This window comes from Enterovibrio baiacu, assembly GCF_004120195.1.
GTDB lineage: Bacteria > Pseudomonadota > Gammaproteobacteria > Enterobacterales > Vibrionaceae > Enterovibrio > Enterovibrio baiacui.
The window spans coordinates 43,632-68,527 of record NZ_SCHN01000017.1 but is presented as its reverse complement, the minus strand read 5'-3'; the positions used below and the strand labels follow the sequence as shown (position 1 = coordinate 68,527).

Annotated in this window: 24 protein-coding genes and 1 other RNA gene; 16 read left to right on the top strand and 9 right to left on the bottom strand. The window is 50.4% G+C overall.

What is annotated here, in order from left to right; genetic code table 11:
- The first annotated feature begins 59 nt into the window (after positions 1–59).
- The 4 genes from EQP46_RS18250 to EQP46_RS18235 all read left to right on the top strand — a co-directional run bounded on the left by EQP46_RS18250 (position 60) and on the right by EQP46_RS18235 (position 5,071).
- Positions 60–527: an Lrp/AsnC family transcriptional regulator gene (locus EQP46_RS18250; RefSeq protein WP_129495010.1), complete on the top strand. Its 468-nt coding sequence runs from the start codon at positions 60–62 to the stop codon at positions 525–527.
- Between the two features lie 116 nt (positions 528–643).
- On the top strand, positions 644–2,386 hold the full coding sequence (locus tag EQP46_RS18245) for a SmdA family multidrug ABC transporter permease/ATP-binding protein (protein WP_129495009.1): 1,743 nt from the start codon (positions 644–646) through the stop codon (positions 2,384–2,386).
- A complete protein-coding gene (locus EQP46_RS18240) occupies positions 2,386–4,140 on the top strand; it encodes an ABC transporter transmembrane domain-containing protein (RefSeq protein WP_129495008.1) in 1,755 nt (584 codons plus the stop codon). Before EQP46_RS18245 ends, EQP46_RS18240 begins: the two co-directional genes overlap by 1 nt.
- 268 nt (positions 4,141–4,408) lie before the next feature.
- Positions 4,409–5,071 carry a helix-turn-helix transcriptional regulator gene (locus tag EQP46_RS18235; protein ID WP_240671768.1) on the top strand — a complete coding sequence of 221 codons (663 nt, stop codon included), beginning with the start codon at positions 4,409–4,411 and terminating at the stop codon, positions 5,069–5,071.
- Between the two features lie 20 nt (positions 5,072–5,091).
- On the opposite strand, the gene EQP46_RS18230 is transcribed toward EQP46_RS18235, so the two are convergent.
- Entirely contained in the window at positions 5,092–5,478 is a 387-nt protein-coding gene (locus EQP46_RS18230) for a VOC family protein (protein WP_129495007.1), read from the bottom strand.
- 318 nt (positions 5,479–5,796) lie between these two features.
- On the opposite strand from EQP46_RS18230, the gene EQP46_RS18225 reads away from it, so the two are divergent.
- A complete protein-coding gene (locus EQP46_RS18225; protein WP_129495006.1) occupies positions 5,797–6,720 on the top strand; it encodes a porin in 924 nt (307 codons plus the stop codon).
- Positions 6,721–7,013: 293 nt separating this feature from the next.
- Here EQP46_RS18225 and tesB read toward each other — a convergent pair whose 3' ends face one another.
- Positions 7,014–7,886, bottom strand: a complete 873-nt coding sequence (gene tesB, locus EQP46_RS18220; protein ID WP_129495005.1) for an acyl-CoA thioesterase II — start codon at positions 7,884–7,886, stop codon at positions 7,014–7,016.
- A 227-nt stretch (positions 7,887–8,113) separates the two neighbouring features.
- Here tesB and EQP46_RS18215 point away from each other — a divergent pair, with 227 nt between their 5' ends.
- Entirely contained in the window at positions 8,114–8,533 is a 420-nt protein-coding gene (locus tag EQP46_RS18215; protein WP_129495004.1) for a YbaY family lipoprotein, read from the top strand.
- 26 nt (positions 8,534–8,559) lie between these two features.
- Here the strand turns inward: EQP46_RS18215 and EQP46_RS18210 are convergent, their stop codons facing one another.
- Positions 8,560–8,871, bottom strand: a complete 312-nt coding sequence (locus EQP46_RS18210) for an MGMT family protein (protein WP_192545529.1) — start codon at positions 8,869–8,871, stop codon at positions 8,560–8,562.
- A gap of 226 nt (positions 8,872–9,097) precedes the next feature.
- Here EQP46_RS18210 and EQP46_RS18205 point away from each other — a divergent pair, with 226 nt between their 5' ends.
- Together EQP46_RS18205 and ffs are read left to right on the top strand one after the other, a co-directional pair.
- The gene (locus tag EQP46_RS18205) at positions 9,098–9,838 is read left to right on the top strand and encodes a VP0952 family biofilm-associated protein (RefSeq protein WP_129495002.1); all 741 of its coding nucleotides are present in this window, start codon (positions 9,098–9,100) and stop codon (positions 9,836–9,838) included.
- 158 nt (positions 9,839–9,996) lie between these two features.
- An RNA gene (gene ffs, locus EQP46_RS18200) (signal recognition particle sRNA small type) lies at positions 9,997–10,093 on the top strand.
- A gap of 108 nt (positions 10,094–10,201) precedes the next feature.
- Here ffs and EQP46_RS18195 read toward each other — a convergent pair.
- Positions 10,202–10,528, bottom strand: coding sequence for a hypothetical protein (locus tag EQP46_RS18195; RefSeq protein ID WP_129495001.1), 327 nt, complete (start codon positions 10,526–10,528; stop codon positions 10,202–10,204).
- A 448-nt stretch (positions 10,529–10,976) separates the two neighbouring features.
- Here EQP46_RS18195 and EQP46_RS18190 point away from each other — a divergent pair, with 448 nt between their 5' ends.
- The gene (locus tag EQP46_RS18190; RefSeq protein ID WP_129495000.1) at positions 10,977–12,983 is read left to right on the top strand and encodes a tetratricopeptide repeat protein; all 2,007 of its coding nucleotides are present in this window, start codon (positions 10,977–10,979) and stop codon (positions 12,981–12,983) included.
- A 152-nt stretch (positions 12,984–13,135) separates the two neighbouring features.
- Here EQP46_RS18190 and EQP46_RS18185 read toward each other — a convergent pair whose 3' ends face one another.
- Both EQP46_RS18185 and EQP46_RS18180 read right to left on the bottom strand, forming a co-directional pair.
- Positions 13,136–13,294: a hypothetical protein gene (locus EQP46_RS18185; protein WP_161972875.1), complete on the bottom strand. Its 159-nt coding sequence runs from the start codon at positions 13,292–13,294 to the stop codon at positions 13,136–13,138.
- A gap of 46 nt (positions 13,295–13,340) precedes the next feature.
- Positions 13,341–13,679, bottom strand: coding sequence for a cytosolic protein (locus tag EQP46_RS18180; RefSeq protein WP_129494999.1), 339 nt, complete (start codon positions 13,677–13,679; stop codon positions 13,341–13,343).
- 281 nt (positions 13,680–13,960) lie between these two features.
- On the opposite strand from EQP46_RS18180, the gene EQP46_RS18175 reads away from it, so the two are divergent.
- The 7 genes from EQP46_RS18175 to EQP46_RS18140 all read left to right on the top strand — a co-directional run bounded on the left by EQP46_RS18175 (position 13,961) and on the right by EQP46_RS18140 (position 20,632).
- On the top strand, positions 13,961–14,218 hold the full coding sequence (locus EQP46_RS18175; RefSeq protein WP_129494998.1) for a hypothetical protein: 258 nt from the start codon (positions 13,961–13,963) through the stop codon (positions 14,216–14,218).
- 129 nt (positions 14,219–14,347) lie between these two features.
- Entirely contained in the window at positions 14,348–14,980 is a 633-nt protein-coding gene (locus EQP46_RS18170) for a LysE family translocator (RefSeq protein WP_129494997.1), read from the top strand.
- 250 nt (positions 14,981–15,230) lie between these two features.
- The gene (locus tag EQP46_RS24490) at positions 15,231–15,968 is read left to right on the top strand and encodes a hypothetical protein (RefSeq protein WP_240671767.1); all 738 of its coding nucleotides are present in this window, start codon (positions 15,231–15,233) and stop codon (positions 15,966–15,968) included.
- Positions 15,969–16,016: 48 nt separating this feature from the next.
- Positions 16,017–16,502, top strand: coding sequence for a hypothetical protein (locus tag EQP46_RS18155; protein WP_129494996.1), 486 nt, complete (start codon positions 16,017–16,019; stop codon positions 16,500–16,502).
- Between the two features lie 34 nt (positions 16,503–16,536).
- Complete coding sequence (locus tag EQP46_RS18150) at positions 16,537–17,799, top strand: hypothetical protein (protein WP_129494995.1); 1,263 nt, start codon at positions 16,537–16,539, stop codon at positions 17,797–17,799.
- A gap of 21 nt (positions 17,800–17,820) precedes the next feature.
- Entirely contained in the window at positions 17,821–19,029 is a 1,209-nt protein-coding gene (locus EQP46_RS18145; RefSeq protein WP_129494994.1) for an oxidoreductase, read from the top strand.
- 157 nt (positions 19,030–19,186) lie between these two features.
- Complete coding sequence (locus tag EQP46_RS18140) at positions 19,187–20,632, top strand: hypothetical protein (RefSeq protein WP_129494993.1); 1,446 nt, start codon at positions 19,187–19,189, stop codon at positions 20,630–20,632.
- A 93-nt stretch (positions 20,633–20,725) separates the two neighbouring features.
- Here EQP46_RS18140 and EQP46_RS18135 read toward each other — a convergent pair whose 3' ends face one another.
- The 3 genes from EQP46_RS18135 to EQP46_RS18125 form a co-directional block, all read right to left on the bottom strand.
- Complete coding sequence (locus tag EQP46_RS18135; RefSeq protein ID WP_129494992.1) at positions 20,726–21,874, bottom strand: iron-containing alcohol dehydrogenase; 1,149 nt, start codon at positions 21,872–21,874, stop codon at positions 20,726–20,728.
- Positions 21,875–22,251: 377 nt separating this feature from the next.
- Positions 22,252–23,367, bottom strand: coding sequence for an FAD-binding oxidoreductase (locus EQP46_RS18130; protein ID WP_129494991.1), 1,116 nt, complete (start codon positions 23,365–23,367; stop codon positions 22,252–22,254).
- A gap of 161 nt (positions 23,368–23,528) precedes the next feature.
- Positions 23,529–24,782, bottom strand: a complete 1,254-nt coding sequence (locus EQP46_RS18125) for an aromatic ring-hydroxylating oxygenase subunit alpha (RefSeq protein ID WP_129494990.1) — start codon at positions 24,780–24,782, stop codon at positions 23,529–23,531.
- Positions 24,783–24,896 lie beyond the last annotated feature (114 nt).

Sequence of the window (24,896 nt, the reverse complement as noted above, 5' to 3'; positions counted from 1 at the left end):
CCATTAGGCAGGTTGGCGAAACGGTGGCTGCTTAAATGGGCAACGAGAGTAGTATATTGATGACTGTCACATTAGATAAAGTTGACCGCCAATTGTTAGACTGTTTGCAGCGAGATGCATCGCTGTCGCTGGCTGATCTCGCGGAGCATGTCAACCTCACGACCACGCCGTGTTGGAAGCGATTAAAGCGCCTTGAAGAGAGTGGTGTGCTGCGTAAGCGCGTCGCACTGCTTGATCCTGAAACGCTAGGCTTGTCCTTTACCGCGTTTGTGCACATCAAAACCTCCAATCACTCAGAAACTTGGTATCGTGCATTTGTGGAGGCAGTAACGCCGTTTCCCGAAGTGATGGAATGCTACCGTATGGCAGGCGAATACGATTACATGATGAAAGTGCAAGTCGCAGACATGGCCGCGTATGACCGTTTTTATAAGAAGCTGGTGAATAGCATCGAAGGGCTCACGAACGTGACATCAACCTTCGCCATGGAGCCATTGAAATACACCACCGCATTGCCGCTCGTTTAACGTGCTGATGGCTTGCTTTGAATCCAATAAGCAATAAAAAGAACAAAGGATGCCTGTTTTTGTGTCTGCACGCCTCAGTATGATCGAGATCGAAACAGGCAGGTTAAGGAAAGTGAATGCGAATATTCGTCGAACTCAGTTGGTATTTTCGACAGCAGTGGAAGCGCTATGCCGGCGCAATTGGCTTCCTCATGCTGGTCTCCCTGTTTGAATTGATCCCACCGAAAGCCATTGGTTGGCTGGTAGATGGCGTAATGACAGGCGATGTTAGTCGTAACATGTTGCTGGCTTCATTGGGCGGGATCGCCGTGTTATGGGGGCTGGTGTACGTGTTACGTGTGGTATGGCGCGTGTGGTTATTTGGCGCCGCTGTTGAGCTTGGCACTGTGCTGCGTGACAAACTGTATCGCCACTTTACGACACACTCACCGCGCTTCTTCGAACGTTACCGTACTGGCGATCTCATGGCGCGTACCACCAACGATGTGAAAGCCGTGGTGATGACGGCAGGTGAAGGCGTGCTTACCGCCGCAGACTCCGCCATCATGGGACTGGCTGTGCTGGTGGTGATGACCACCACCATCAGTTGGGAGTTGACCATTCTCGCGTTGCTCCCTATGCCAGTGATGGCGATTCTGGTGAACCGATTTGGCACACAGTTGCATCACCGTTTCTCTGCGTCGCAAGCCGCGTTTTCGTCGTTATCGGATGAAACCCAATCGTCGCTCAACGGCATTCGCATGATCCGCGCATTTGGCTTAGAACAACAGCAAATCCAGCGTTTTAATGCTGTGGCAGATGACACGGGCGAGAAGAACATGGAGGTCGCGAAAGTCGATGCCATGTTTGATCCAGTCATCTACCTCACCATCGGCGCGTCTTTTTTCTGTTCGATCAGTGGCGGTGGCTATTTGGTGGCAACAGGGGCGATGACGCTGGGCGAACTCACCGCATTTACCTTGTACCAAGGTTTGATGATTTGGCCGATGCTGGCGATCGCATGGCTGTTCAACATTATCGAGCGCGGCTCTGCAGCGTGGATCCGCATTAAAGAACTCTTGAACGAAACGCCAGACCTGGTGGATGGCGAGAAAGCGTTACCCGCAGAGCGTGAAACCTTGTCTGTCGCGATTGACCAGTTCACTTGGCGTGGTCAATCAGTGCCCGCGCTGCGAGATGTACACGTTGATTTACCCCCAGGAAAAATGCTCGGCATTGCAGGGCCGGTAGGCAGCGGGAAATCGACCTTATTGAGCTTGTTACTCCGCTTTGAAGATCCCGTCCAAGGATTTGTGTCATACGGTGGTACGTATTTACCTGAATTTCGTTTGGGCGAATGGCGCGCCAAAATGGCCGTTGTCACTCAAACCCCTTTCCTGTTTTCCCGCAGCATTGCGGACAACATTGCTTTAGGAAAGCCAGATGCAACCCGCGAAGACATACGCACTGCGGCGGCGCTTGCGTGTATTGATGACGACATCATGCAGTTTCCTGAAGGCTATGAAACCCAAGTCGGAGAGAAAGGCATTACCTTGTCCGGTGGGCAAAAACAGCGTATTTCCATTGCACGCGCACTCTTGCTCGATGCCGAAGTGTTAATCCTGGATGATGCCTTATCCGCCGTCGACGGGCGCACAGAGCACCACATTCTGAAAAACCTGCATGACCGGGCTCAGCACCAAACCACTGTCGTGATTGCGCATCGCTTGTCGGCACTTGAAGCCGCCGATGAAATCATCGTGCTGCAAAAAGGCCACATCGAGGAACGTGGTACTCACGCCGAGCTGTTGGATACCAACGGGTGGTATGCCGAAATGCAGCACTACCAACAGCTCGAACAAGCACTGGAGGAGGCGTAATGAACAAGCGCGAGATTTTAAAACGCCTGCTGAGCTATTTGTTCGAAGACAAAAAAGGCTTTGCCATTGCCGCGTTGTTCTTGCTGATTGCCGCGGCGGCAGACGTGAGCGGCCCATGGCTAATTCGCATCTTCCTTGATGATTATGTCTCGAAAGATCATTACCCCGCGATGATGTTGTGGGCGTTGGCAATAGGCTACATCACAGTCACGATACTCTCGGGGTTCTTGCATTATGCTTATGGCATTAGATTTAGTCGCATCGCCGTGGATATCGTGCAAACCATCCGCAAAAAGGTGTATGCCAGCATCATTAATCAGCCCTTATCAGCCTTTGATTATGTGCCTGCGGGCAAGCTGGTCTCCCGTGTGACTAACGACACCGAATCACTCAAAGAGCTTTATGTGCAGGTGGTGGCGAGCTTCCTGCAAAGCTTGGCGCTGATTACGGCCATGCTCACCGCCATGTATTTGCTCAGCCCGATGCTGACCCTAGTGGTGGCGATCCTGATGCCGTCCGTGGTGCTCGTGATGTACTACTATCAACGCCGCTCGTCAGATCCTTACCGAGAATCTCGTGATTTACTGACCGACATTAACGGCGTGATGAGTGAATCGATTCAAGGCATGAGCCTGATTCAACTGATGGGGCAAGAACAGCGTTTCTCCGAGCGCTTTGCCTCGCTGAACGAACGTCATCTCGGCGCAGAAGTGCGCATCGTTAAAATCAACGGCATCTTCCTGCGCCCATTGATTGATTTGCTGTCCGGCATCGCGCTGGTGTCTTTGGTCGCTATCTTTGGCTGGCAAGGCCATGAAGTGATCGGTGTCGGTGTGTTGTATGCCTTCATCAGTTACCTCGGCCGTGTGACAGAGCCGTTGATTGAACTGATGCAGCGTTTGTCGCTGTTGCAGCAAGCCATCATGGCGGGCGAGCGTCTGTTCGAACTGATGGACGCGACGCAACACCAATACGGCGACGATGACGCGCCCATTGCGCGCGGGGATATCAGTGTGTCTGACGTGAACTTCAGTTATGACGGCACTACGCCGGTGCTGAACAACATTTCGGTTTCCGTGAAAGAGGGTGGTTTTCTTGCGCTGGTGGGGCACACAGGCAGCGGTAAAAGCACACTGGCTTCCTTGCTGATGGGTTTTTATCCTCCAAGCACAGGTGACATCCTTTTGGGCGGTCGCCCCATTGCATCACTTAGCCAAAACGCTCTGCGCAACGGCATTGCGCTGGTGCAACAAGACCCTCACGTACTCTCGTCATCGTTTCGCGACAACGTCACACTGGGGCGAGATGTGTCTGATGATGCCGTTTGGGAAGCGCTAGGGTTGGTCGACATAGCCGATTACGTGCGTGAACTACCCAAGGCGTTAGATACTTTGCTCGGCACGGGCGATGTCAGCTTATCCGCAGGCCAAAAGCAGTTGTTAGCCTTAGCGCGTGTGCTGGTGGATAAACCACGCATCCTGATCCTTGACGAAGCCACCGCGAACATTGATTCCGGCACCGAAGAGCGCGTGCAACAAGCGCTGTCTGCCCTTCGTCATACCATGACCATCGTAGTGATTGCGCACCGACTTTCCACCATTGCAGATGCCGACAACATTCTGGTGCTGCATCGCGGGCATGTGGAGGAGCTGGGCACGCACCAAACGTTACTGGCACAACAAGGTCGTTATTGGCAGATGTATCAGTTGCAGAAAACCCGGGCGCATTTGAAGGCGTTGGAAGAGCAGGCGTGAGATTCGAGAGTGCGAGTGTCGAGAAAGAGCAGGAAGAGCAGAAGCGAGATTCGAGAATACGAGCGTTGAGAAATAGCAGAAAGAGCGGGTAGAGCGAAGAAAGTGCTTGAAGTTGGGTTGGGGTGAACGGATTCTAGGAAACTCGAAACTCGAAACTCGAAACTCGAAACTCGAAACTCGAAACTCGAAACTCGAAACTCGAAACTCGAAACTCGAAACTCGAAACTCGAAACTCGAAACTCGAAACTCGACAACGCAGGTGCGTGTGATGGGAATGAATGACGGCAAGGTTATCGAGGTTTGGCAGGCTGCGCCGATTCGGGCGATGACGGCCTTTGTTGTCCCTGATGGCTGTCGTGATGTGATTGTTACTCGGAACACGCTCGGGAATGTTGATGTGCATGTCTCTCCACTTTTCGACACCACCCTCGCCATTGAAGTTCTGCCAAACCAACATCTCACGGGTTATCGTTTGCAAGCGGGAACCTTGCTTGATGAGGCGGCTTTGCTTTCTGCGTTGGCCGAAGACGAGCATAACGTAGAAGAGAAAATCGCCACATTTGCCTCAAGTAATGCCAATGTTTACGAGGCATTGTCGTGTATGCGTGAACACGGTGGAACGGTGGCGAGCATCGCTGCTGAACTGGGTGTCAGCGAGCGAACCCTGCAGCGTCATGTTCAGCAGCATAGCGGAAAGTCGCCGCTGTTTTGGCTGCGTTTAGCGCGTATTCGACAAAGTGCTTTGGCGCTGGTTACTGGTAACACACCTAATAAAACGGCGTCTTTGAGTGTTTGTGATATCGCGTTTGAGTTCGGCTTTTCTGACCAAGCGCATTTTTGCCGAGAGATTAAACATTGGTTTGGCGTGACGCCTGAGCAACTGAAAACCCGCCAAGATTTGATTGAACAACTTTACCAAGCGGGTTACTGACGCCTTCTTTGGTATGGCGCTTATTGCGCCTGAATTGGGGAGCATATCTCGACCAAGAACCCATTGAGGTCTTTCACATACGCCGTTGTTTGTCCCCAAGGCATATGTTCAACGCCCTGCACCAACACTGCGCCCGCCGCTTTTGCCTTTTCTAAATAGCGTTCGACCTCTTCCGTTTCAAACGCGATTTCAAAACAAGGGGCATTTCCGTTAACGCGTGATGGGTTCTTCCCCAATTGCTCCATCAATGCCAGCGATGAAAAAGAGAGCGTGGTGTCGCCAGAAGACAGTTCACCGTAGTCTCCACTTTCGTGAAGCATCGCGGTTTTCATGCCAAATGCATTTTCGTAAAAAGCGAGCGTTGCCGCGACATCTTCCACGTACAAAATCGTGTATTTGAATTTCATATCGAATCCTCTTCTAAGGGTTAAAACTAACGTAACGCACTCCGATAAATAGGTATTGAAGATTTCCGACAGCATTCTGGAAAGAGGGCTTTGTGTTGAAACGAACGGGCAAAGCCCCTGAGAAAGATAAGTGAGCACAATATGAAACTTATCAATAAGTTGCATCATCTTGCGATCGATGACGGTAAGTCATCGAAATGAAATATAGATCGACATAAAACGTCATGGTTCAGTCACTTAACCTTCATTTTTAGCGTCTAGTTTTGCCTCATCGAAACATCAGTAAGCAAAACACTCATTTAATAAGGACGTTAGAAAATGAAAAAGGCAGCACTCGCTTCAGCAATTCTTTGTGCGTTGGTATCAGCACCGACCTTGGCAGCAACCGTATATGATGCCGATGGCACCACGCTGAAAGTTGGCGGCCGTGCAGAAGCGCGTTTCAATGTTTCAGATAACAACGAAAGCACTGAAGACAGCACCTTCAAAGATAAATCTCGTGCTCGTGTAAACCTGAAAGGCAAAACCGAAATCTCTGATGACCTTTACGGTTTCGGTAAATATGAAGCAGAATTTTCTGATGCAGATAGCTTGAAAAACCGTTACTTCTTCGCGGGCTTGGGGTTTTCTGCGGGTGAGTTTTCTTACGGCAAGCAAGACTCTGCGCAGGTTCAATTAACGGACATCACTGACGTGATGGCCACCTTCGGCGGTGATGCGGCAGACGTGGTCTCTGGCAACAAAGACAAGCGCGAAAACAACTTTGTTTACGCTGGCGAGTTCAATGGCCTGACGCTGCAAGCAAACTACATTGCAGCGGATGAAAAAGATGCAGACAGCGTCGGTATCTCAGCGCTTTACAGCTTCGGCGCATTTGCTGTCGGCGCAGGCTATGTCACTCAAGATGCGGGCACAGACAGCGATGATCAAATTAACCTCGCTGCTCAATTCAAGATGGACGCGTTTACCTTGGGTGCGCTTTACACCATGGCATCAGAAAGCAACGTGGATTACACGGGCTACGAAGTGTCTGCACAGTACAAAGCGAGCAAGAAACTGGCACTCGTTGGTGTATACAACTTCGGTGAGTTCGACAACACCACGACAGAAGAAGCGAACAACTTCGCACTTGAAGCGGTTTACAAGTTTAACGGTCACCTACGCACTTACGCAGGTTACAAATTTGAAGGCGTAACAGGTAAAGACGACCAACTACAAGCGGGCATCCGTTACGATTTTTAATCGCCCGTTCTCCTTTTAGAAAACACCTCATGTCGTCAAAGGCCAGTCTTCCACTGGCCTTTTTTTGATCTCATGTTTTGGCTTTGGCTTTGGCTTTGGCTTTGGCTTTGTTCTTGATCCACTCCACTTTTCAAGGGGAGGGATAGGGAGTGGTTATGCTCTTGGTGTTTTTGCTGGTAGCCGACTTGGTGTTACGAATCGGATAGAAAGTACTTGGCTCGATGCGCCAACAGCCCCCTCCCGGCCTCCCCCTTTGGAAAGTTGGAGGAGAAGAGCGAGAGAGGGGTATTACGTTAAGCGCGTTTTGGCGCGCCACTGCGCATTAAGCCTTCTTGAACCGCTGAGGCGACCAATTCACCTTTTTGGTTGAAGATTTCACCGCGCACAATGCCGCGTGAACCGCTGGCAGAGGGGCTATCAATCACGAACAGCAGCCACTCATCCATGCGGAATTCACGGTGATACCACATAGAGTGGTCAATGGTTGCGACCTTCAATCCCGGTGTCATTAAACTCACACCATGTGGTTGCAATGCCGTGGTCAGGAAACCCCAGTCTGATGCGTATGCCAGCACATATTGGTGAACGCGAAAATCATCTGACATCTTGCCGTTCGCGCGGATCCAAAGGTATTGCTTTGGTTCAACAATGTGCGGTTTAAGCGGGTTAATTACATGAACAGGACGAACCTCGATAGGGCGCTCCCCCCCGAAGGTTTCAATGACCTTCTTCGGCAAATGAGCAGCAATTTCATCCACCAAGGTTTTTTCAGATTTCAGTTCTTCAGGGCCGACCACATCTGGCATGGTGGATTGGTGTTCAAAACCTGGCTCGTGCTCTTGATACGATGCAGTGAGATAGAAAATCGGTTTACCAAACTGAATTGCCTTCACACGACGCGTGCTAAAACTCACGCCATCACGCAGGGTTTCGACATCATAAACAATCGGCTTTTCAGGGTTACCTGGGCGAAGAAAATAGCTGTGGAAAGAGTGCACAAAGCGGTCGCTGCTGACCGTGCCCGTTGAAGCAGAAAGTGCCTGACCAATGACTTGGCCACCATACACCTGCGGTAAACCCAAGTTTTCACTTTGTCCGCGATACAAGCCTTCTTCGATTTGTTCGAGTTTCAGAAGGGACAGTAATTCGTCCAGTTTATCGCTCATAAATCCCCTAACGCGTTGTTTGCCAAGCAATTGACAGAAAAATGACAGAACTCTCTCAATTTACCGATAATTTCGAACTTTTCCAGAGGTTATGCTCTCTAACGCAATGCAGTCCTGATTAACGGAGTGTGATCTTAAATCCACAATTTTAGGAAGGGTTGCGTTCTCTCGCGTGTTACACTGTTGTTAGCATTGTCATTATTGGTCGTTTTGTCGGAGTTTGTACCATGAAAAAGGTGTTTTTTGGGTTCTTTGCAGCGTTAATCGCACTCGCGTTTACGGCATGCAGTGACATCATGGCGGATCAAGATATGGCAACAGTCGATGGCGACGTTTTCTACCTCCAACGTATAGCACTACCAGACAATGCAAAACTCACCGTTACACTGGCGGATGTCTCTCTTGCAGACGCACCAATGGAAGTCATTAGCAGTCAATCCTACGTGACAGAAGGCAAGCAGGTACCATTGCCATTTAGCCTAAGCTACTCACCGAGTGAAATTAAGCCGGGTCACACGTACAACGTTAGCGCACGCATTGAAGTGAATGGCGAGTTGGTGTTCATCAGCGACACCGCACACCACGTGATTAATGACCCAGCATCGACACAGAACATCAAAGTGCAGGTGGTCAGCGCCGCGCGTTAATCCAAGGTGATAAACGCAAGTGACGACTAGGCAGGCTCACCATCCCATTTGAAACGGCGCAACGAAATTGCGCCGTTTTCTTTTACCTCAACACCCTCTTCTAACAACAGCTCACGCTGATCGATAAAGCGCGCACCTTTCAACGAAATCATGCCTTTACCGTTAACAACACGAAACCAGGGCAAGCGACTGTCTTTCGGCAATCTTCCTAAAAGCTTTCCAACGTGACGCGCATGACGGGGAAACCCCGCAATTTTTGCGACATCACCGTAAGTTGTCACTTTTCCTTTCGGGATCTGCACGAGTACCGCATAGATTTGATCATCAAAATTGGGCATATTGGATTGAGATAACGCAAAATTAAAGAAACAGACAGTCTCCATCATAGCGCAAACAAAACACCCATTAGCATGATTTACTGATGGTTATTCCAAAGCGGCGTGGAAACCAAGCGCAGAAACAGAAGAACAAAAAGGGACTGGATACAAAACGCGTTATCGCCTTTCGGGAATCGCTGGTCTCAACCAGCAAGATATCGACATACAAGCGCAAGGAGGTGCAGCTATGTGGTATTCAACAATGTTAATGGTCACCGCCGCCGTGACCGTCATCGGTGCAGCCTTTTCTCTCGCCATTACAGATGGAGACATTCCGCTGCTGGCTTACGTCATCCCCGCACTTTTCCTCATCGGTAACGGGGGAGCAGCTGTGTGGCTGCTCGTGATTGGCCTAGTCGGTTTCGGTGCCATGGTGCCATTGCAACCTGTCGCGATATCCCTCAGCTTATGGATGATTTTACCCGCCCTTGTTCTGATGACAGGGGAGCGCCGCAACTGGCAAGTCTCCATCCTTGTGCTGTCCGTGGTTATCGCCATGGAATGCGGTGTGCTCGCCCTACAAGGCGATGAAAAGCTCGGCGGCGCAATGCGCTACACCTTGATGCAAATCTTCTGTGTCGTCCTTGTATGGCTATCTGCGTATTTCTGGAAACCTGTTACCAAAATCAGCTGGTGGCCTGCCGCCTTGATCGTAGGCTTGCTCGCGGGTGGATTGCCCCAAGGTGCCATGCTTGCGTTCTGCGGCAGCGTGTTGGTGTTATCACTGCAAGAGTTACAACGCATCAGTGATGGTCACCGCGGTGACAAGCTCACCGTGATACTGCCTGCCATCGGCTTTGCCACCATCGTTGTGATCCCGCAATTTTCCGTGCCTAACCCTGTGTTTGTGGCATGGCTGTTATCACTGACGATTGCATGGCTAGGGGATTACCTCCTCAACGCGGAAAACGAAGAGGAAGAAGAGTGAGCCACAGGCTGAAATTGCCGGAAGCGGATAAAATCTCAGCACTCACACCCTGAAAGCCGGATAACCCCTTGCATTGGTGTCAGCCTTCTTACATAATGCGCCCGAACCGAAAGTTTCTTTTAAAAGAAAAGTTTGGTGTAACAAATCTATGGAGGCCCTATTGGTTCTCCCGCAACGCTATCTTGTGTAATGGGTCAGGTCCGGAAGGAAGCAGCCCCCGCTTGGGACGTGTGTGCCGGGATGTAGCTGGTAGGGCTTCCACCCAATTAAGCCCTCCTGTTTTACTTCGTACTTGACACCTTACAAGGTCATTGATTGATTCTCCTTTCTATACCTGATTGAAACGCAACTGTTCGCGTAGCTTCACCCCTTTTCTATGTTTCTATCCTCGTTTGTGTGCTCTTGAGCGTTCACTGACGCGTCTGTGTCTTTTGGAATCACCGTCCAATCATCATCAATAAAGTAACCATCGCATCTGGCACTTTCACGGAGTTGCTGGTTTTGTACGTCTGCTATCATCGAACCAAGCCTTAGCTCTAAAAAGTAATCCTCGTTACGTTTAGCCAACTCTTTGTCGATGGGTTTTGGTACCACGGTTTCAGTGGTTTTTTTACGTGAGCGGCCGACTAGCACGTAACTGGCGACGGAAACGATGAGGAGTATGCCAATGGAAAGGAAAATGACGGTCATGATGAAAAGTCCATGGTAGCTAAGAGCCAACAGATTGCGCCAACATGTTGAGCGTTGTCGAGCAACATGGCGTTGATTTCAGGGAAACCCTACAAAAGTATCTACACTAAAACCCAAGGACAGCGCATTCCTCGCACCACTGGAAGGCCGACGGCCCCCAGTGTTGAGTGCATCCATTCAAGTAACCAAAAAGGAAGGCAAGATGACAGACGGACAATGGGTATTTATTGGGTTTGGGCTGGTGCTGATTGTGGTGGCGGGGGTCTTGTTGCTAACACGCAAATCTTGAAAGACACATCGTGCCATCACCATCAAACAACACATCATTTCAGCGCTTTGCGATGAGAATTCCCAGATATTAAACGGGTTTTAAATGTCAAAAGTGTGTAGTTTCTAATGAGGATTTGTTTTGCTTCATTACGCTTGGACAAAAGCGCAGGGATGATGGATGAAGAAATTAATTGTTAGCGTGATACTCCTTTCGATTGCAGGTTGTTCGTCCAGCGACAACTACAACACCACAGAATCCCCCCTTTTAGATGTATTAGAAAGATCATGGAATGCGCCTCAAAGTGAGAAAACCATTGCGCAGCTCAGATCTGGGGCGAATAAAGGGGACGCTGAAAGCCAATATTTACTCGGGTGGGCGTACGACGCGGGGGAAGGGGTAGAGCAAAGTGCTACTGAAGCCGTCAAATATTACAAAATGTCGGCAGAACAGGGGTTTGCTGCGGCACAAACCAACCTTGGGGCGATGCACCTGAGTGGCGAGGGTGTAAAGCAAGATTACGAAGAGGCATTGCGTTATTTTCGCCTCGCTGCGCGACAGGGCTATGCCATGCCTGAATTCAACCTTGGCTGGATGTATGAAAAGGGCTTGGGTGTTGAACAAAGCTATGAAAAGGCATTGATGTATTACCGTTCAGCAGCGGAACTCAACCTTCCCCGCGCACAATACGGCCTTGGGAATTTGTACGGGCTTGGATTAGGCGTCGAGAAAAACGAAGAAACAGCAGCGAACTATTTTTTATTGGCAGCGAACCAAGGCTATGTTCTCGCGCAAACGCAGCTTGGATGGATGCATGAGGAAGGTCGAGGCGTTTATCAAAGTGATGAAGAAGCGCTTAAATACTACCGAATGGCCGCACAACAGGGGTATGCCTCCGCGCAAAATAGCCTAGGTTGGATGATCCAAAATGGTCGTGGTGTTCCCAAAGATAATGAAAAAGCTGCTGAGCTTTACCTCATGGCGGCAACACAAGGTGACGTTTACGCACAAACCAACCTTGGCTGGATGTATCAACATGGTGAAGGCGTGCCTCAAAGCGATGAAAAAGCCCTCGCGTATTATCGCCTCGCCGCAAACCAAGGTGATGCCGTTGCATACTCTAGCCTTGCTTGGATGTACGAGTATGGTCAAGGTGTCACTCAAAACTATGAAAAAGCAGCTCAGTACTACCGCATCGCTGCAGGCAAAGGTCATCCCCGCGCACAGACGAATTTGGGCTGGATGCATGAAGACGGTAGAGGTGTGACTCAAAGCTTTAAAAAAGCCATTGAGTATTATCAGCTCGCGGCAGATCAAGGCGATGAGCGCGGACAAGCCGGTCTTGGTTGGTTGTATGAGATGGGCAGAGGTGTTCCTCAAAATTATGAAAAAGCCTTTGAGTACTACCTTTTGGCGGCGAACCAAGGTTATGCCGCCGCACAAACTAGCTTAGGCTGGATGTATAAAGATGGGCGAGGGGTTGTTCAAAACAACGAAGAAGCCATCAAATACTACCAAATGGCAGCCAAGCAAGAGGATGCCCGCGCACAAACGCATTTGGCTTGGATGTATGAGGTGGGGCAAGGTGTTTCTCAAAGCCATGAAATAGCCGTCAATTACTATCGCTTAGCGGCCGATCAGGGCTATGCCCAAGCACAAACCAACCTGGGGTGGATGTACGAAGTTGGACAAGGTGTGATTCAAAGCGCTAAAACAGCCGTTAAGTACTATCGCCTCGCCGCTGATCAGGGCTATGCCCGAGCGCAAACCAACCTGGGTTGGATGTATGAAGAAGGGAAAGGCGTTGCCCAAAGCAACGAAAAAGCCGTTGAGTACTATCGCCTCGCTGCCGATCAAGGCGATCCCCGCGCTCAAGCGAACCTCGGCTGGATGTATGAAATGGGCTATGGCGTGCATCAAAACAGGAAGAAGGCGCTGAGCTATTACCGCATGTCTGCGGAAGGTGGCGATTTACGCGCACAATATAAGCTTGGGTGGGCGTATAAGCGAGGCAATGGGGTAGAACAGAACGAGGTGAAATCTTACATGTGGTTTTACATTCGCCACTACAATGAATCACCAGATGAAGCGTTCAATGTGGAAACCCAATTGAACGCGACTCAAATTGAACAAGCGGAACAAATGGCCTTGCAGTGCATTAATTCGGATTATTCGGACTGCGATTAAGCCAAGCACCGCCCGCAACCTGCTTGTTTCATAGCGCCATCTTCACTGTGAACTGAAGATGGCGCTTTCATATAGTGCGTGACACTCGTTCGTCGCGCCTTACAAACAAAGCATGAATGGGCTGAAAAGACACACGGCGCCAACGCTACGACTTAATAGCGAGCAGCGTGCCGAAAGCCACCAAGCCAATGCCACATGCTTGATTCAACCCCTTCTTCATTCTCAACACGTGTTTTTGCAACGTATTCGAGGTCAGGAGAATCGCGATTGTATGGAGCCACAATCCGTGCCAGTTCCTCTAGCGAACTCACATTCTGGTTCCATTCAATTCGCTGACTTCGACTTACTGAATGATTTTCAGTCGATTCGGGTAATGAAGGTTTGCTCGTCATCCACAAAAGCGACAAAGCCGCCGTGATAGATAAACACCCGACCACGCCCTTCAACGAGGCATGCAAGCAGTGGGTTCAAACCTTCTTCGTTATCCTTGCTTTGAAACATGCCTGTATCGGTGATTACGCCGCTCAGTGGAGGCAAATATCCATATTTTCGCTTGGCTTGATCAATCAGGTTCAATTCGCTGGCGGCAGAGAAGCAAGCGGGGATCGTACCGGCTTCTTCGATAAATAGCGTTTTCAGTTCTTCAAAAGCTGTAATTACCAGCCAGTCGATGTCGTTAACATGATGGATAAACATAGCGTTTCTCGGTCGTTCTGATGCGGTGATTTTATCACTATCAAGGAAACGCGTCGTAGAGATTTAGCGGCTAACGGCGTTGATACTGTGCCATTTCTGGACATTCATGAGGCCTGTTTGAAACCGCTGTCGTCCAAAATCGCTTTATGCCCCTCCTATATCCTCGCTTTCCACAAAACTGAAACGTCCGTCATGTCCCATCCGCGCTATAGTCATTCGATAACCAACAGGGCAGGATGCCCAAACAGCATGCAGAGATTGCAAACAAGGAAGTGAGTGACATGGCAGTAGAACAGAGTTTTGTGGAAACCCTGAATGCAGTATGGGCGACGCCTTATGGCGTGGCGGCACAGTACATTTTTATTGGTGGGGTTGTGTTGCAGCTCGGTGTGATGGTCTCGCGCTATAAAATGTCTGTGGTAGATGCGCTGCTGGCAGTGATGGGTTTCAAGCGCGTTCAACACCGCGAAAAATGGTTTAACATTTTGCATATTTGTGTGATTGCCATTCCCCTTGGGTTGCTTGCGCTTGCAATCTAATACCGCCTTTCATCGGATGCTTCGTTCGAGCTAACAAAACATCGCAGCATTGAGGCGTTTTGTTGGTTGATAACTCCTGTAAGCTGATCGCTGAACGAGGATGATGGCAACGGATGGGTGGAGTGATATATGGATTTTGGTTATTGGTTTGTCTTTTTCAGTGCGGCGGTCTTACTAACACTATCTCCGGGGCCAGATCTGATTTACATCCTTTCAAGAACCATTACTCAGGGTAAGAAAATTGGCTTTGCCTCGTCACTAGGCGTGTGCAGTGGCGCGCTCTTTCATGTCGTTGCTGCGGCACTGGGCTTGTCGGCGATTCTTGCAACCTCTGCCATGGCATTTACTGTGGTCAAATACGTCGGTGCAGTCTACCTGATTTACTTAGGTTACAAAGCCCTTCGCTCGGCGGGGGAAAGTTTTGATACCGAATCGTCAGGGGAAAAAAATGTCTCCTTCTGGGATGCGTTCAAGCAAGGCGTGTTGATTGATGTGTTGAACCCCAAAGTGGCGGTGTTCTTCATGGCTTTCTTGCCGCAGTTTGTAAGGCCAAACGAAGGCAGCGTGACGGTACAGCTTATTGTTCTTGGTTTCCTTGTGATTTTGGTCGGGCTGGCTATCGAGTTTCTTTTTGTGTTGTTGGCGGATAAAGCCACGCGGTTTTTGAGGAACAGCCGCCGGTTTTGTGCGTGGTTGGACAAAGTACTTGGGGCCGTTTTTGTGGGGCTTGGCGTGCGATTGGCCCTGATGGAAAAACCGTAAGTTCGATTACATCGAAGAGAGAGAAGTGGTGACTATTTTATGCTGCTTCTTTTTCACTCCTCAAAATGTGCGCTTTCTGCGCGCGAAAACGTGCTTGGGCTGAAACTGTTGATGTGATTCAAATCGTCGACAAGTGACAGCCCTTCATTTTGATTCTCTTCGCCAGTCCCACGAATAAAACAATCAGTCTGTCGACCCAGTTTTGAATGCGTTTTAAGGTGAGGTTGTCGGGTTTTGGAAAGGGCGCTGCATGATAAAGGACTATGACGCGCTCTTTTGGGGGGCACGTTATCATCTCAAACGGGATAATTCTGGTAACGGCTATCTAGTGGGGACGAAGCAGAAAAACTCAGCGGTTTATGGTTTCATCACGCTGGTTCCTCTTGGTGCATGTTTGGTCATGGCGTCTGTTTCTTGGTTTAGCGGGGACAACGAACGGTATTTCTTCCTTCCTGCCGCCTTCTTTCTTGGCTTTCTATGTGTACTTTTTTTCTCGCGACGAGAACGGTTTACGTTTCAAGGTGACAGCGTTCTTCACTTCTTGGGCTGGAAAGGGCTCGGGATGTCGCTGATGGATGAATGGGCCGTGTCAGACTGCCGTTTGACGGTCATTCCCATTGCAGAGCACAAAGAAGGGTGTTGGCTTCGCTTGTCCGTGAATAACAAACAAATTTGGCGAAACAGCGTTGGCACTTTTGCACAAACGGTCGAATTGGCATGTTTTATCGCTCATCACTATCAGCTAGCTGCTTTTGATGGCGTGACGGACTGGCCAGATTCAAGGCCCTTGATGGTGGTGCCGTCAGAGAAAGTAATCGCAGAGTTGGGTACTGTTGAACCTGAGGCTGCTGCTCATGATGTGACGCATCAACCTGCCTCCCATCAACTCTCGGAAACACCGTTTCGTGTCGAAGGTTCGTTGTGGCGTTTGGTGTGGATTTTTCCTGTCATGCTTGTGCTTGGCGCGCTCCTTTTCATCGCATCGTAGTAACGGCCAAGGTGAAGGTATCGTCAGGCAGGAAGGTAAGAGGTAGACATGAAGAAGACACATAGTGCGAACACTGGCGAAACAGTCATTACCTTTGGTGCGGGTGTTGTCAGAAAAGCAATTGGGTGTCTGTTTTTGGGGTTTGCGTTCTATCAACTTGGGTTTGACAACGTTGAGTCGCCGTCGTTTGTCTTTGTTTGGGCTTCTTTAGCTGCGTTTGGTTGGCACATGGCGTTCGCACGTCATTACGTGACCGTGAATCGACGAAAAGGCTTGATGACGCGGGTAATTTCCAGTGTGTATCCTGTTTACCGCTTTGAGGCGAACTTAGACGCTGTGCGTGGCTTTGTGGTGGCACGCGCTAAGCATCGACGCGATCAGCATGGCCTGAAGGTTCACCAAATATTTGTGTTGTTTGCCTCCGGTGAACGACATCCGTTCTTAGCTGGCAATAAGGCGAAACTGATTGTTGAAGGTCGTGAAATCGCCGCGTTGTGTGACAAACCTTTTGTCGTGGATGAAGAGTCGACATAGTTTGATTTATCGTTTTTGTTTCCGGGAGTCCCCCATGCGCCATTTCTCAGGTTCGCTCGCTTTTTCATGCCGTATTACTGCCGTTTTTCTCTGTTTTATTCTGCCCTTTTCTGTGGCGGCGGAGTCGAATATTGAGCGGAATATGGCGGCCATCGAAAAGTTGCAGAACAACACGGCTCCTTTGATTGATGAAGCGTTGAGTAATGTGAGTGAGTATGAGGCATTGACGGAAAGGCTGTCTGAACGTTTTGAATCGACAGGCAGTGGTTTGATGGCGCTGCGCGTGGCGAAAATAGACAAGCGTATTGCGCTGGCAAAAAGCAATTTAGCGCTGGCGGAGCGCTACATTGAAAAATACAAAACCTTTCTGAACGACGTTGACCCCGAATCGGCGTGTTACCGCCCTGAGTTAGTGTCTGACTTCTATGATCGTATTCAAGCGCTGGACGATCTTAGCACGACCATATTGACGTTCAAAACCATCACTGAAGAAGACAAGGCTAAGGCCGCGGTCGTGCAGTTGGGCATGCATGGTGTGGGCGTGGCGGAAGTGCCAGGCACGTTCGTTATCGCGAATGCTTGTTTTCTTGAAGATGCCGCGCCCGTACTAGAAGCCTTTTTTGGTGACATGAGCGGCGAGGAATTTGCCAATCTGGCTGAGCTTGCGGAAAGTGAAGGCATGCTTGAGCCTTTACCGGGTGACCTGTGGCAGGATGACGAGGCATTGGAGGAAGGGATGGATGCACTTGCGCCGCTTTCTCAGCCCATTGATGACGTGGTGTTTTCCGATCCTGAAATGGAAGCCTGTGTGTCGATGGCTGCGCAGGTTAATGAGGCGACACGCGTCAATGATCTGTCGACGCTGCTTTGCGATCTTCCTATCAACGCCAAGATCCGTTTAGATGACCTCGCGAGCTTTCCGGGTTTAGAAGTGGTCACCTTGAGTGGTGTTGAGGTGGAATCTCTCTCACCATTGAATGAGATGCCTGCGTTATCTCAGGTATTGATTGAGCAAAGCACCATTTCATCGTTCGGCGATATGTCGAACGTGCAGGCTGATTTGGTGTTCTCTGAGGTCGACGCGGAAGATTGGGGGGCTCTGGCCCAATCAGAGTCGGGGCGGATTTACATTGAACAACCATCAGATTGTCGCAGCCTTTCCTCGCTGGTGCACTCTGGCGCCGTCTCGGTTATTTTCAGTGATGGCGAAGGCCAGCTTGATGCGCAAGGCATGTCTGATTCCGTAAATGCGGATAGGGTAGTGATTACCGATTGCACGCGAGACAGTGTGAATTAATTCAACGCAAGGAGGCAAATCATGCCAAATCAACAAGACCAGAACGGTCTTCTCGATCGCCCGTTGGTGCTTCCTTGTGGCGCAGTGCTGAAAAACAGACTCATTAAATCTGCCATGTCTGATTCGCTGGGAGACGGGGCGGGCAATGCCACAGCACCACAGGCGCGGCTTTATGAAAAGTGGGCTGAAGGCGGCGTGGCATTAGCCATCATTGGTGAAGTGCAGTTTGATCCGCGCTTTCCTGAGCGTCCGGGCAATTTGGTCTTGAGTGATGGTGCTGATGTAACGGCGCTGCGCGAACTGACCTCTCGTGCTTCTATCAACCACGCGCACATTTGGCCGCAGATTGGTCATGGGGGCGGGCTGTCGCATCCGCCCATTAGCAATCCGAAAGGGCCGTCGCCGCTCAACATTGGTGAGTTTCATTGTGATGGCATGTCGGTAGAAGACGTCGAACAACTTCCTGCGCAGTATGCCCAAGCGGCGGTGCTGGCTAAAAGTGTGGGTTTTACGGGCGTACAAATTCATGCTGGGCACGGCTTTTTACTGAGCCAGTTTTTATCGCCATTGTTTAACCGTCGTGAGGATCAATACGGCGGTGATGTGGCGTCTCGCTGCCGCATTGTCATTAACGTGATTGCAGCGGTGCGAGAGGCGGTGGGGGAGGCGTTTCCGATCGGCATTAAGATCAACACAACCGATCAATTGGATGGTGGATTGACCCAAACTGACGCATTGGCTGCGATAGGTTTGTTGGATGCCACCTCGCTGGATTTGATTGAGCTGAGTGGCGGGTCATATTTCCCTGGTGCGGCGTCGAGTTCTGACCGCGTTGCGTCTGGGCCTTACTTTGTCGAATTCGCGGAAAAAGCCAAGCAGATGACGCGCATTCCTTTGGTGGTCACGGGCGGTTTCAAAACCCGCGCGCAGGTTGTCGACGCGCTTGCCAAAAATGCCGCCGATGCGGTTGGGCTGGCACGTGCGTTGGTTTTAGCGCCTGCATTGCCCAAGGACTGGCTTGCAGATAATGACGGCAATCTCACGTTTCCTTCTTTCTCATCACCGCCACCGGGTGGAATTACCGCGTGGTTTTCCATGCGATTAACGGCGATTGGAAATGATGAAGAAGCAGACTTCAACCCTGAGCTTCACACCGCGATCGATGAGTATGAAGCCCGAGATGCCGCGCGATGTGCGGTGTGGAAAGTGAGATTCGGTGGATCTGAATAATCTTCTGATCTGGCGACAGAATTCCAGAAAATCACATCTATTTAGACCGTGTTCGTCGCATTTGTGAACACAGCCGCTTCGGCGCACTACCTATAATTTATTGCTGTATATAAAGCCCAATACACTGCATGTCGCAGTGGGCTTTTAAGGCAGCCTTATGAATAGTAGATGGATTCATTGTCGCTACATTGTGTGTATTTCCTTCCTTTCCTTCACGCTTTCCCTTGCTGGGTGCGGCACATCGCCTGAGCCTACCGAATCTTCCGAACAACCCGAGTCTTTAGCAACGCGAGAACCTTTAGTGCCGATTACGCCTCCAGAAACTGAACGCGATCCTTCTTCGGCCATCACGTCAGCATCGCCAAGCGAGATTGACCCTAACACTTCTGCCAATCATGGTGAGATGGACGTAAACGACGCGGATGCGTTGGCTGGATTGGATGATGGAATGGACACCGTCATTGCTCCTCCTGAAACGGCACCCACACCCGGCCCTATTGTTGGCACCACGCCCGTGCTTTATGACGAATATTTGGGGCCGCCGGATCTGGCTTGCGGTGAAGATGGCGCACCAGCCTGCGGTGATGAAATTAAAATCGATGCCATTTTAGTGGGTGATGCAACCAACTGGGGCTGCAAAGGAAAGAACCTCTATTTCACGCCGAAAAATGGCGGTGAGTGTTGGCGGTGTCCTGAAGGGTATCGTCGAACATGGACGCCGATTCATAAAGACAATGCCTGCAAAGAACGCGGCATTGGTTTTAACAAAGACACGGTCGATGCGACGTTTGAGCGCTCCGTCTATGGCTGCGAAGATGGTCAATTTGAGAAAGGCGGTGAGTGCTATCGCTGCCCGACAGGGTCTTCCAAAGTCAGTTTTCTGTGGGCGTTCAACCCCGGTGCAGAATGTAAAACCGAGTACTACTGCGATGAAGGATTGGACTTGATGCCTTCGCCTGCGGATGCTTTGCTGAATTTAGGCCCGCCGTATGAAAAGGTGTGTGGAGCGCCAATTGATATGCAAGCTGAGATAACGGCGCTTGCCCAAACGCGATTGGAAGAAGACCTCGCATTGAGCCAAGCGGGGGCTGAATTCATTGCGGCAGTGGCGAAAAACAGTGCATTGAGACGAGCGATTTCAGACAAGGATGGCGAAGAGGTGTTTCGACTGATTTCGCACATGCCTAGCTACCTTGCCTTGCGTGAAATTGCGCTCGCCAATGGGTATCAATCCATTACCTTGGGTGGCGCACCTGAACTGGAAGTGGGTGTCGGCACAACCGCCGAATACGGCGTGGCGTTGGATTGGCAAGGTAACGCACGGCCCTATGGTGCGGTTGCGATATCCAAAGGCGCTTCTCTCAGTGTGGGACTCGGCGTGAGTTTAGGTGTGTGGAAAGACGGCATTGAAAGTGATGCGCGAAACATTGGTGGCTACGCGCATGGCGCAAGTGTCAGCGTGCCTTTGGGAGTGGCAGATGTCGGCAGTGGCGCATGGTTCAGCTACTACCCGATCCGCTACCTCGGCCTCACGTTTAGCGCCAGCGGCGGCATTGGCCTTGAAACCGTGAATTACAACCAAGCCGTCACCCTGTTGTATTGAGCGGCGTAGTGTTCAACATCGTAAAACGACATAGCGCGCCCAAAGGCGCGCTATGTGTATGTAGAGATGCGAGATGAATAACGCAATAACGCGTTATACGATCGCGTGTTCTAAGATCTCGCGGCTTTTTTCTAGCGTGATGGATTGGTTTTCCCCCAGCGCTGTCATGCCGTGTTTTGTCAGTTGGTCAATCACTGCATTGATGGCAGTTTCTTTGTCGCCAGAGTACTCGGCCAGTTTGGTTTCTAAGCCAAGCTGCTCGTAGAAAGCTTCAATCGCATCGATGGTGCGTTCTGCCAGATCGTCGCTGTCCGCAAAACCAAAGACATTGCGGCCCATTTGTTCGAGCTTGGCGCGCTTGTAATCGATTTGGTTACGCAGCAGCGAAGGCTGAATGATGGTGAGCGAACGTGCGTGGTCGACGTGCCAAAGCGCAGTGAGTTCGTGGCCGATCATGTGCGTCGCCCAATCTTGTGGTACGCCTTGTCCAATCAAACCGGAGAGTGCTTGGTTAGCACTCCACATCAGGTTGGCGCGCCATGCATCGTTATCGCGCTCTGCGAATTGCTCACCTAACGTTTTCAGATTGCGCAGCAAGGTTTCTGCATAGCCGTCTTGTACCGCCGCATTTGTTGGGCGGGTGATGTATTGCTCACAGGTATGCACCCACGCATCGGCAATACCGTTAACAAGCTGACGTTCTGGCAGTGTTTTCATGGCATCGGGGTCGAGCACGGCGAAAACCGGGCGAACACTTGGGTGCATGAACGGCAGTTTGTCTTGAGTTTCTGCTTTGGTGATGACCGCGGCGGGGTTGGATTCTGAACCCGTTGCTGGCAGCGTTAAGATCGCACCGATAGGCAGTGCGCTTTCAATGGTGTATTTACCGGTCAGGATATCCCAGCCGTCGCCGTCGTATTTTGCTGCAGCAGCAACGTATTTCGAGCCATCAATCACTGACCCGCCGCCCACGGCCAAAATGAAATCAATCTCTTCTTGCTTGGCAATCGCGACGGCTTTGTCCAAGGTTTCTTTGGTTGGGTTCGGTTCAACGCCTGCGAAATCCAGCCAAGTGTGGTTTTTCAGTGCGTCAGTCACTTGGTCGTAAACGCCGTTTTTCTTGATGGAGCCGCCACCGTAAATCACCAGTACTTTGCTTTGTGCTGGGATGACATCAGCAATGGCCGCAATTTGGCCTTGGCCAAAATGGATTTGCGTTGGGTTGGAATAGGTAAATTGCATGTGGACCTCGTGCTCTTTATGGCATGTCGCCAGATCGTTATCTTGCACACATCATAGTTCCGACGAGCTGTCATGCGATAGGGCATTTCTCGCTACTTCTTGCCTAATAATCCAAAATTGAGAATGTCAGGTATCCCCGATGGAGCAAGGGATGTGGTCGTTTTACCTGCTGGTGGATGATTTTAAATGAATACCAATGACCATATATCAGTGCCTTGAAGTGGCTTTTCTTCGGTTCTATTGGCTCATCCCCTGTGCATTGAGCACGTTGGGAAATGGCGAGGATATGTCAAATAACCCGAATCTCTTATTTTTACAGCCATAAAGCACTGATATGTTTTCCGCGAATTTACGTCGTCGTATACGTCACTGTCGAATTAGGTTTCGATGGTGACGTTTGTTATTGCCTTGCTGCAACAGCTAAGAATATACCCTTCTTCTTCCTCTTCTTCGGTGATCCCGCCGTTATGTTCCATGGTGACTTCACCAGACAACAATCTCACTTTGCATGACCCGCAAATGCCCATGCCGCAGGCTTTGGGTACATGTACGCCGAGCTTGGTGCTGGCGGTGTGAATGGTTTCGTTTTCGCTGACGGTGACGGACATGCCTTCATCAACGAATTCGACGGTGAAACCAGGAACTGGGATTTCATCGGTGATCAGTGCTTGTTCTGCAGACTCTTCCGCATCTTCTTGTACTTCTGTTGGCGTCGCGCCGAAGCTTTCTTCGTGGTATTGGCGCATGTCGAAGCCGATTTCCATCAGCATTTTACGCACAGCAGCCATGTAAGGCTCTGGCCCACAACAGTAGACTTCACGTTGAAGCGCATCAGGCGCAATCAGCAAGAGGACTTCTTTGGTGAGGTAGCCACGATAACCATGCCAGCTTTGGCCGGGGTCATAGCGTTCACAAATGATGCTGAGGTCGAAGTTATCAATGCGTGCGTTCATCAATTCCAGTTCTTTGAGGAAGATGATGTCTCGCGGCGTTTGGGCGCTGTGAACGAACTTGATGTCCACCGCGCCGTTGGTGTCGTACCACCATCGCGCCATGGAAATCACGGGTGTGATGCCGACACCACCCGAAAGGAGCAGCGCTTTATCGGTGGGGTTGTCGATGCAGTTGAAGTTGCCGACGGGACCATGAACCGCAATTTCGTCATCGATATTGAGGTTGTCATGCAGCCAGTTCGACACTAAACCATTCTTGAGCCGCTTGACCGTGATGGAAAAGCTGTATGGCACGGAAGGCGAGGAAGACATGGTGTAACTGCGCATGACTTGTTCGCCACCAATATTGAGCTCAAGCGTGACGAATTGTCCCGGCTTGAAGAAGTACATGATGGGGGTTTGACTCATGAAGCAGAAGGTTTTTACGTCATGCGTTTCGCGTATCACTTTTACGCAGCGCACAAGGTGTCGCCCATTCACCCACGTTTGTGTGTTAACGGGGTTGAGGCTGTTGTCGGGTACCACTTCTACGTCATTCATTGTTTCGTTCCCCAAGCAGTGAGCGCACTGTTTTTCTGATAGCCAACGTATTTTTGTTTGTGTTTTCGGTTAAAAACCATGCACTTTTCTTGGATTTTGTTGCCATTTGCGTTTCACGATTTATGCAAATACGACATGCACATACCAAAACGCACCAACACTTATCCGAGGTTGGCTTCTAGCTGTTCGCAGTACCAGTTCACAAAGTTGATCACCCCAAACTCATACGTCTTGGAATACGGGCCCGGTTGGTACGCTTTCGAGTTCACGCCAAGCTGGTTGGTTTCAGCGAGCGTGCGGTCTTGGGCGTTCGTCGCCATCCATACATGGATCAGGTTTTCAACGTCGTAGTCCACACCTTCAACGGCATCTTTGTGCACAATCCAGCGGGTGATCACTTTGGTTTCTTGTGGGCTCACGGGCAGGATTTGGAACGCGATCAAGTTATCGCCGCCGCCGTGGTTCCACGAGTTCGGTAGGTGCAAAATACGCAACACGCCGAGGTCAGGGGTGTCGATGCGTCCCATGAGCTTTTTGCTGGCGGCTTTGCCGTCCATGGTCATGGCGTGAGTGCCTTCTTTCAGTGGCGTTCGCACCATGCGGTTTCTAAGGCCATACGCGCCTTTGAACTTGAAGGGAATGTCATGCCCTGCCCAGAGCTTTTGCTGTTTTTCGACCAAGGCGATGAATTCAGGTGTTGCGCGTGGATCGTTGTTGTCATCCCACTCAAGCAATGTATGAAGGAGTTCTGGGTGTGAGCCGTCACAGTGGTAACACTCTCGGTTGTTTTCGACCACGAGTTTCCAGTTCGCTTTTTCAATGATGGTGCTTTCGTAGGCGACTTTGGTGTTGGCCATGTCGTAGGGTTCGAGGTAGTAATTCAGGTCATCGAGGAATTCTTGAATCGGCGGCGGGTTATCTGCAAGGCACACGAAGATGTAACCACCGGCATTTTCACAATGCACGGGATGCAAGCTATACAAGGATTTATCAAAGTCGTCGCCCATGTCGACGCCGGCGTAAACCAATGACCCATCGAGATCATACGTCCATTGGTGGTAAGGGCAGACGAGCTTGGCAGATTTGCCTTTGTGGGTTGTGCAGATTTTAGAACCACGGTGTCGGCATACGTTGTGGAAGGCGCGAATTTGGTCTTTGTTATCGCGCACGATAATGATGGGGTTACCGCCAATATCCTGCGTGGTAAAACTGCCTCGTTTTGGAAATTCGCACGTCATGCCTGCAAATATCCATTCTTTACCGAAGATTTCTTCCATGTCGATGCGGAAAATCTCCGGGCTGTTGTAGAAGGGTTGTTCAAGCGTAAAGTTCGGAATGCGTCGCTCGAGCATGGTTTTGACAGCTTGCTTATCAATGACATCGCTGTCGATTTGTTTGATCGGCACTTGGTTCATCTTGTTTCCTTCCCTTCGTCTTGCCCACGACATGCTTTTTGAATTCTCAAATGGCAATCCTTTGTCGATATACTGCACAACATAAACACGCCACCGCGCGCGTGTTTAAACCGC

What these genes read in the sequence shown, in the direction of transcription:
- EQP46_RS18250 (WP_129495010.1), top strand. Translation starts at nt 60, where the DNA reads ATGACTGTCACATTAGATAAAGTTGACCGCCAATTGTTAGACTGTTTG.
- EQP46_RS18245 (WP_129495009.1), top strand. Translation starts at nt 644, where the DNA reads ATGCGAATATTCGTCGAACTCAGTTGGTATTTTCGACAGCAGTGGAAG.
- EQP46_RS18240 (WP_129495008.1), top strand. Translation starts at nt 2,386, where the DNA reads ATGAACAAGCGCGAGATTTTAAAACGCCTGCTGAGCTATTTGTTCGAA.
- EQP46_RS18235 (WP_240671768.1), top strand. Translation starts at nt 4,409, where the DNA reads ATGGGAATGAATGACGGCAAGGTTATCGAGGTTTGGCAGGCTGCGCCG.
- EQP46_RS18230 (WP_129495007.1), bottom strand. Translation starts at nt 5,478, where the DNA reads ATGAAATTCAAATACACGATTTTGTACGTGGAAGATGTCGCGGCAACG.
- EQP46_RS18225 (WP_129495006.1), top strand. Translation starts at nt 5,797, where the DNA reads ATGAAAAAGGCAGCACTCGCTTCAGCAATTCTTTGTGCGTTGGTATCA.
- tesB (WP_129495005.1), bottom strand. Translation starts at nt 7,886, where the DNA reads ATGAGCGATAAACTGGACGAATTACTGTCCCTTCTGAAACTCGAACAA.
- EQP46_RS18215 (WP_129495004.1), top strand. Translation starts at nt 8,114, where the DNA reads ATGAAAAAGGTGTTTTTTGGGTTCTTTGCAGCGTTAATCGCACTCGCG.
- EQP46_RS18210 (WP_192545529.1), bottom strand. Translation starts at nt 8,871, where the DNA reads ATGCCCAATTTTGATGATCAAATCTATGCGGTACTCGTGCAGATCCCG.
- EQP46_RS18205 (WP_129495002.1), top strand. Translation starts at nt 9,098, where the DNA reads ATGTGGTATTCAACAATGTTAATGGTCACCGCCGCCGTGACCGTCATC.
- EQP46_RS18195 (WP_129495001.1), bottom strand. Translation starts at nt 10,528, where the DNA reads ATGACCGTCATTTTCCTTTCCATTGGCATACTCCTCATCGTTTCCGTC.
- EQP46_RS18190 (WP_129495000.1), top strand. Translation starts at nt 10,977, where the DNA reads ATGAAGAAATTAATTGTTAGCGTGATACTCCTTTCGATTGCAGGTTGT.
- EQP46_RS18180 (WP_129494999.1), bottom strand. Translation starts at nt 13,679, where the DNA reads ATGTTTATCCATCATGTTAACGACATCGACTGGCTGGTAATTACAGCT.
- EQP46_RS18175 (WP_129494998.1), top strand. Translation starts at nt 13,961, where the DNA reads ATGGCAGTAGAACAGAGTTTTGTGGAAACCCTGAATGCAGTATGGGCG.
- EQP46_RS18170 (WP_129494997.1), top strand. Translation starts at nt 14,348, where the DNA reads ATGGATTTTGGTTATTGGTTTGTCTTTTTCAGTGCGGCGGTCTTACTA.
- EQP46_RS24490 (WP_240671767.1), top strand. Translation starts at nt 15,231, where the DNA reads ATGATAAAGGACTATGACGCGCTCTTTTGGGGGGCACGTTATCATCTC.
- EQP46_RS18155 (WP_129494996.1), top strand. Translation starts at nt 16,017, where the DNA reads ATGAAGAAGACACATAGTGCGAACACTGGCGAAACAGTCATTACCTTT.
- EQP46_RS18150 (WP_129494995.1), top strand. Translation starts at nt 16,537, where the DNA reads ATGCGCCATTTCTCAGGTTCGCTCGCTTTTTCATGCCGTATTACTGCC.
- EQP46_RS18145 (WP_129494994.1), top strand. Translation starts at nt 17,821, where the DNA reads ATGCCAAATCAACAAGACCAGAACGGTCTTCTCGATCGCCCGTTGGTG.
- EQP46_RS18140 (WP_129494993.1), top strand. Translation starts at nt 19,187, where the DNA reads ATGAATAGTAGATGGATTCATTGTCGCTACATTGTGTGTATTTCCTTC.
- EQP46_RS18135 (WP_129494992.1), bottom strand. Translation starts at nt 21,874, where the DNA reads ATGCAATTTACCTATTCCAACCCAACGCAAATCCATTTTGGCCAAGGC.
- EQP46_RS18130 (WP_129494991.1), bottom strand. Translation starts at nt 23,367, where the DNA reads ATGAATGACGTAGAAGTGGTACCCGACAACAGCCTCAACCCCGTTAAC.
- EQP46_RS18125 (WP_129494990.1), bottom strand. Translation starts at nt 24,782, where the DNA reads ATGAACCAAGTGCCGATCAAACAAATCGACAGCGATGTCATTGATAAG.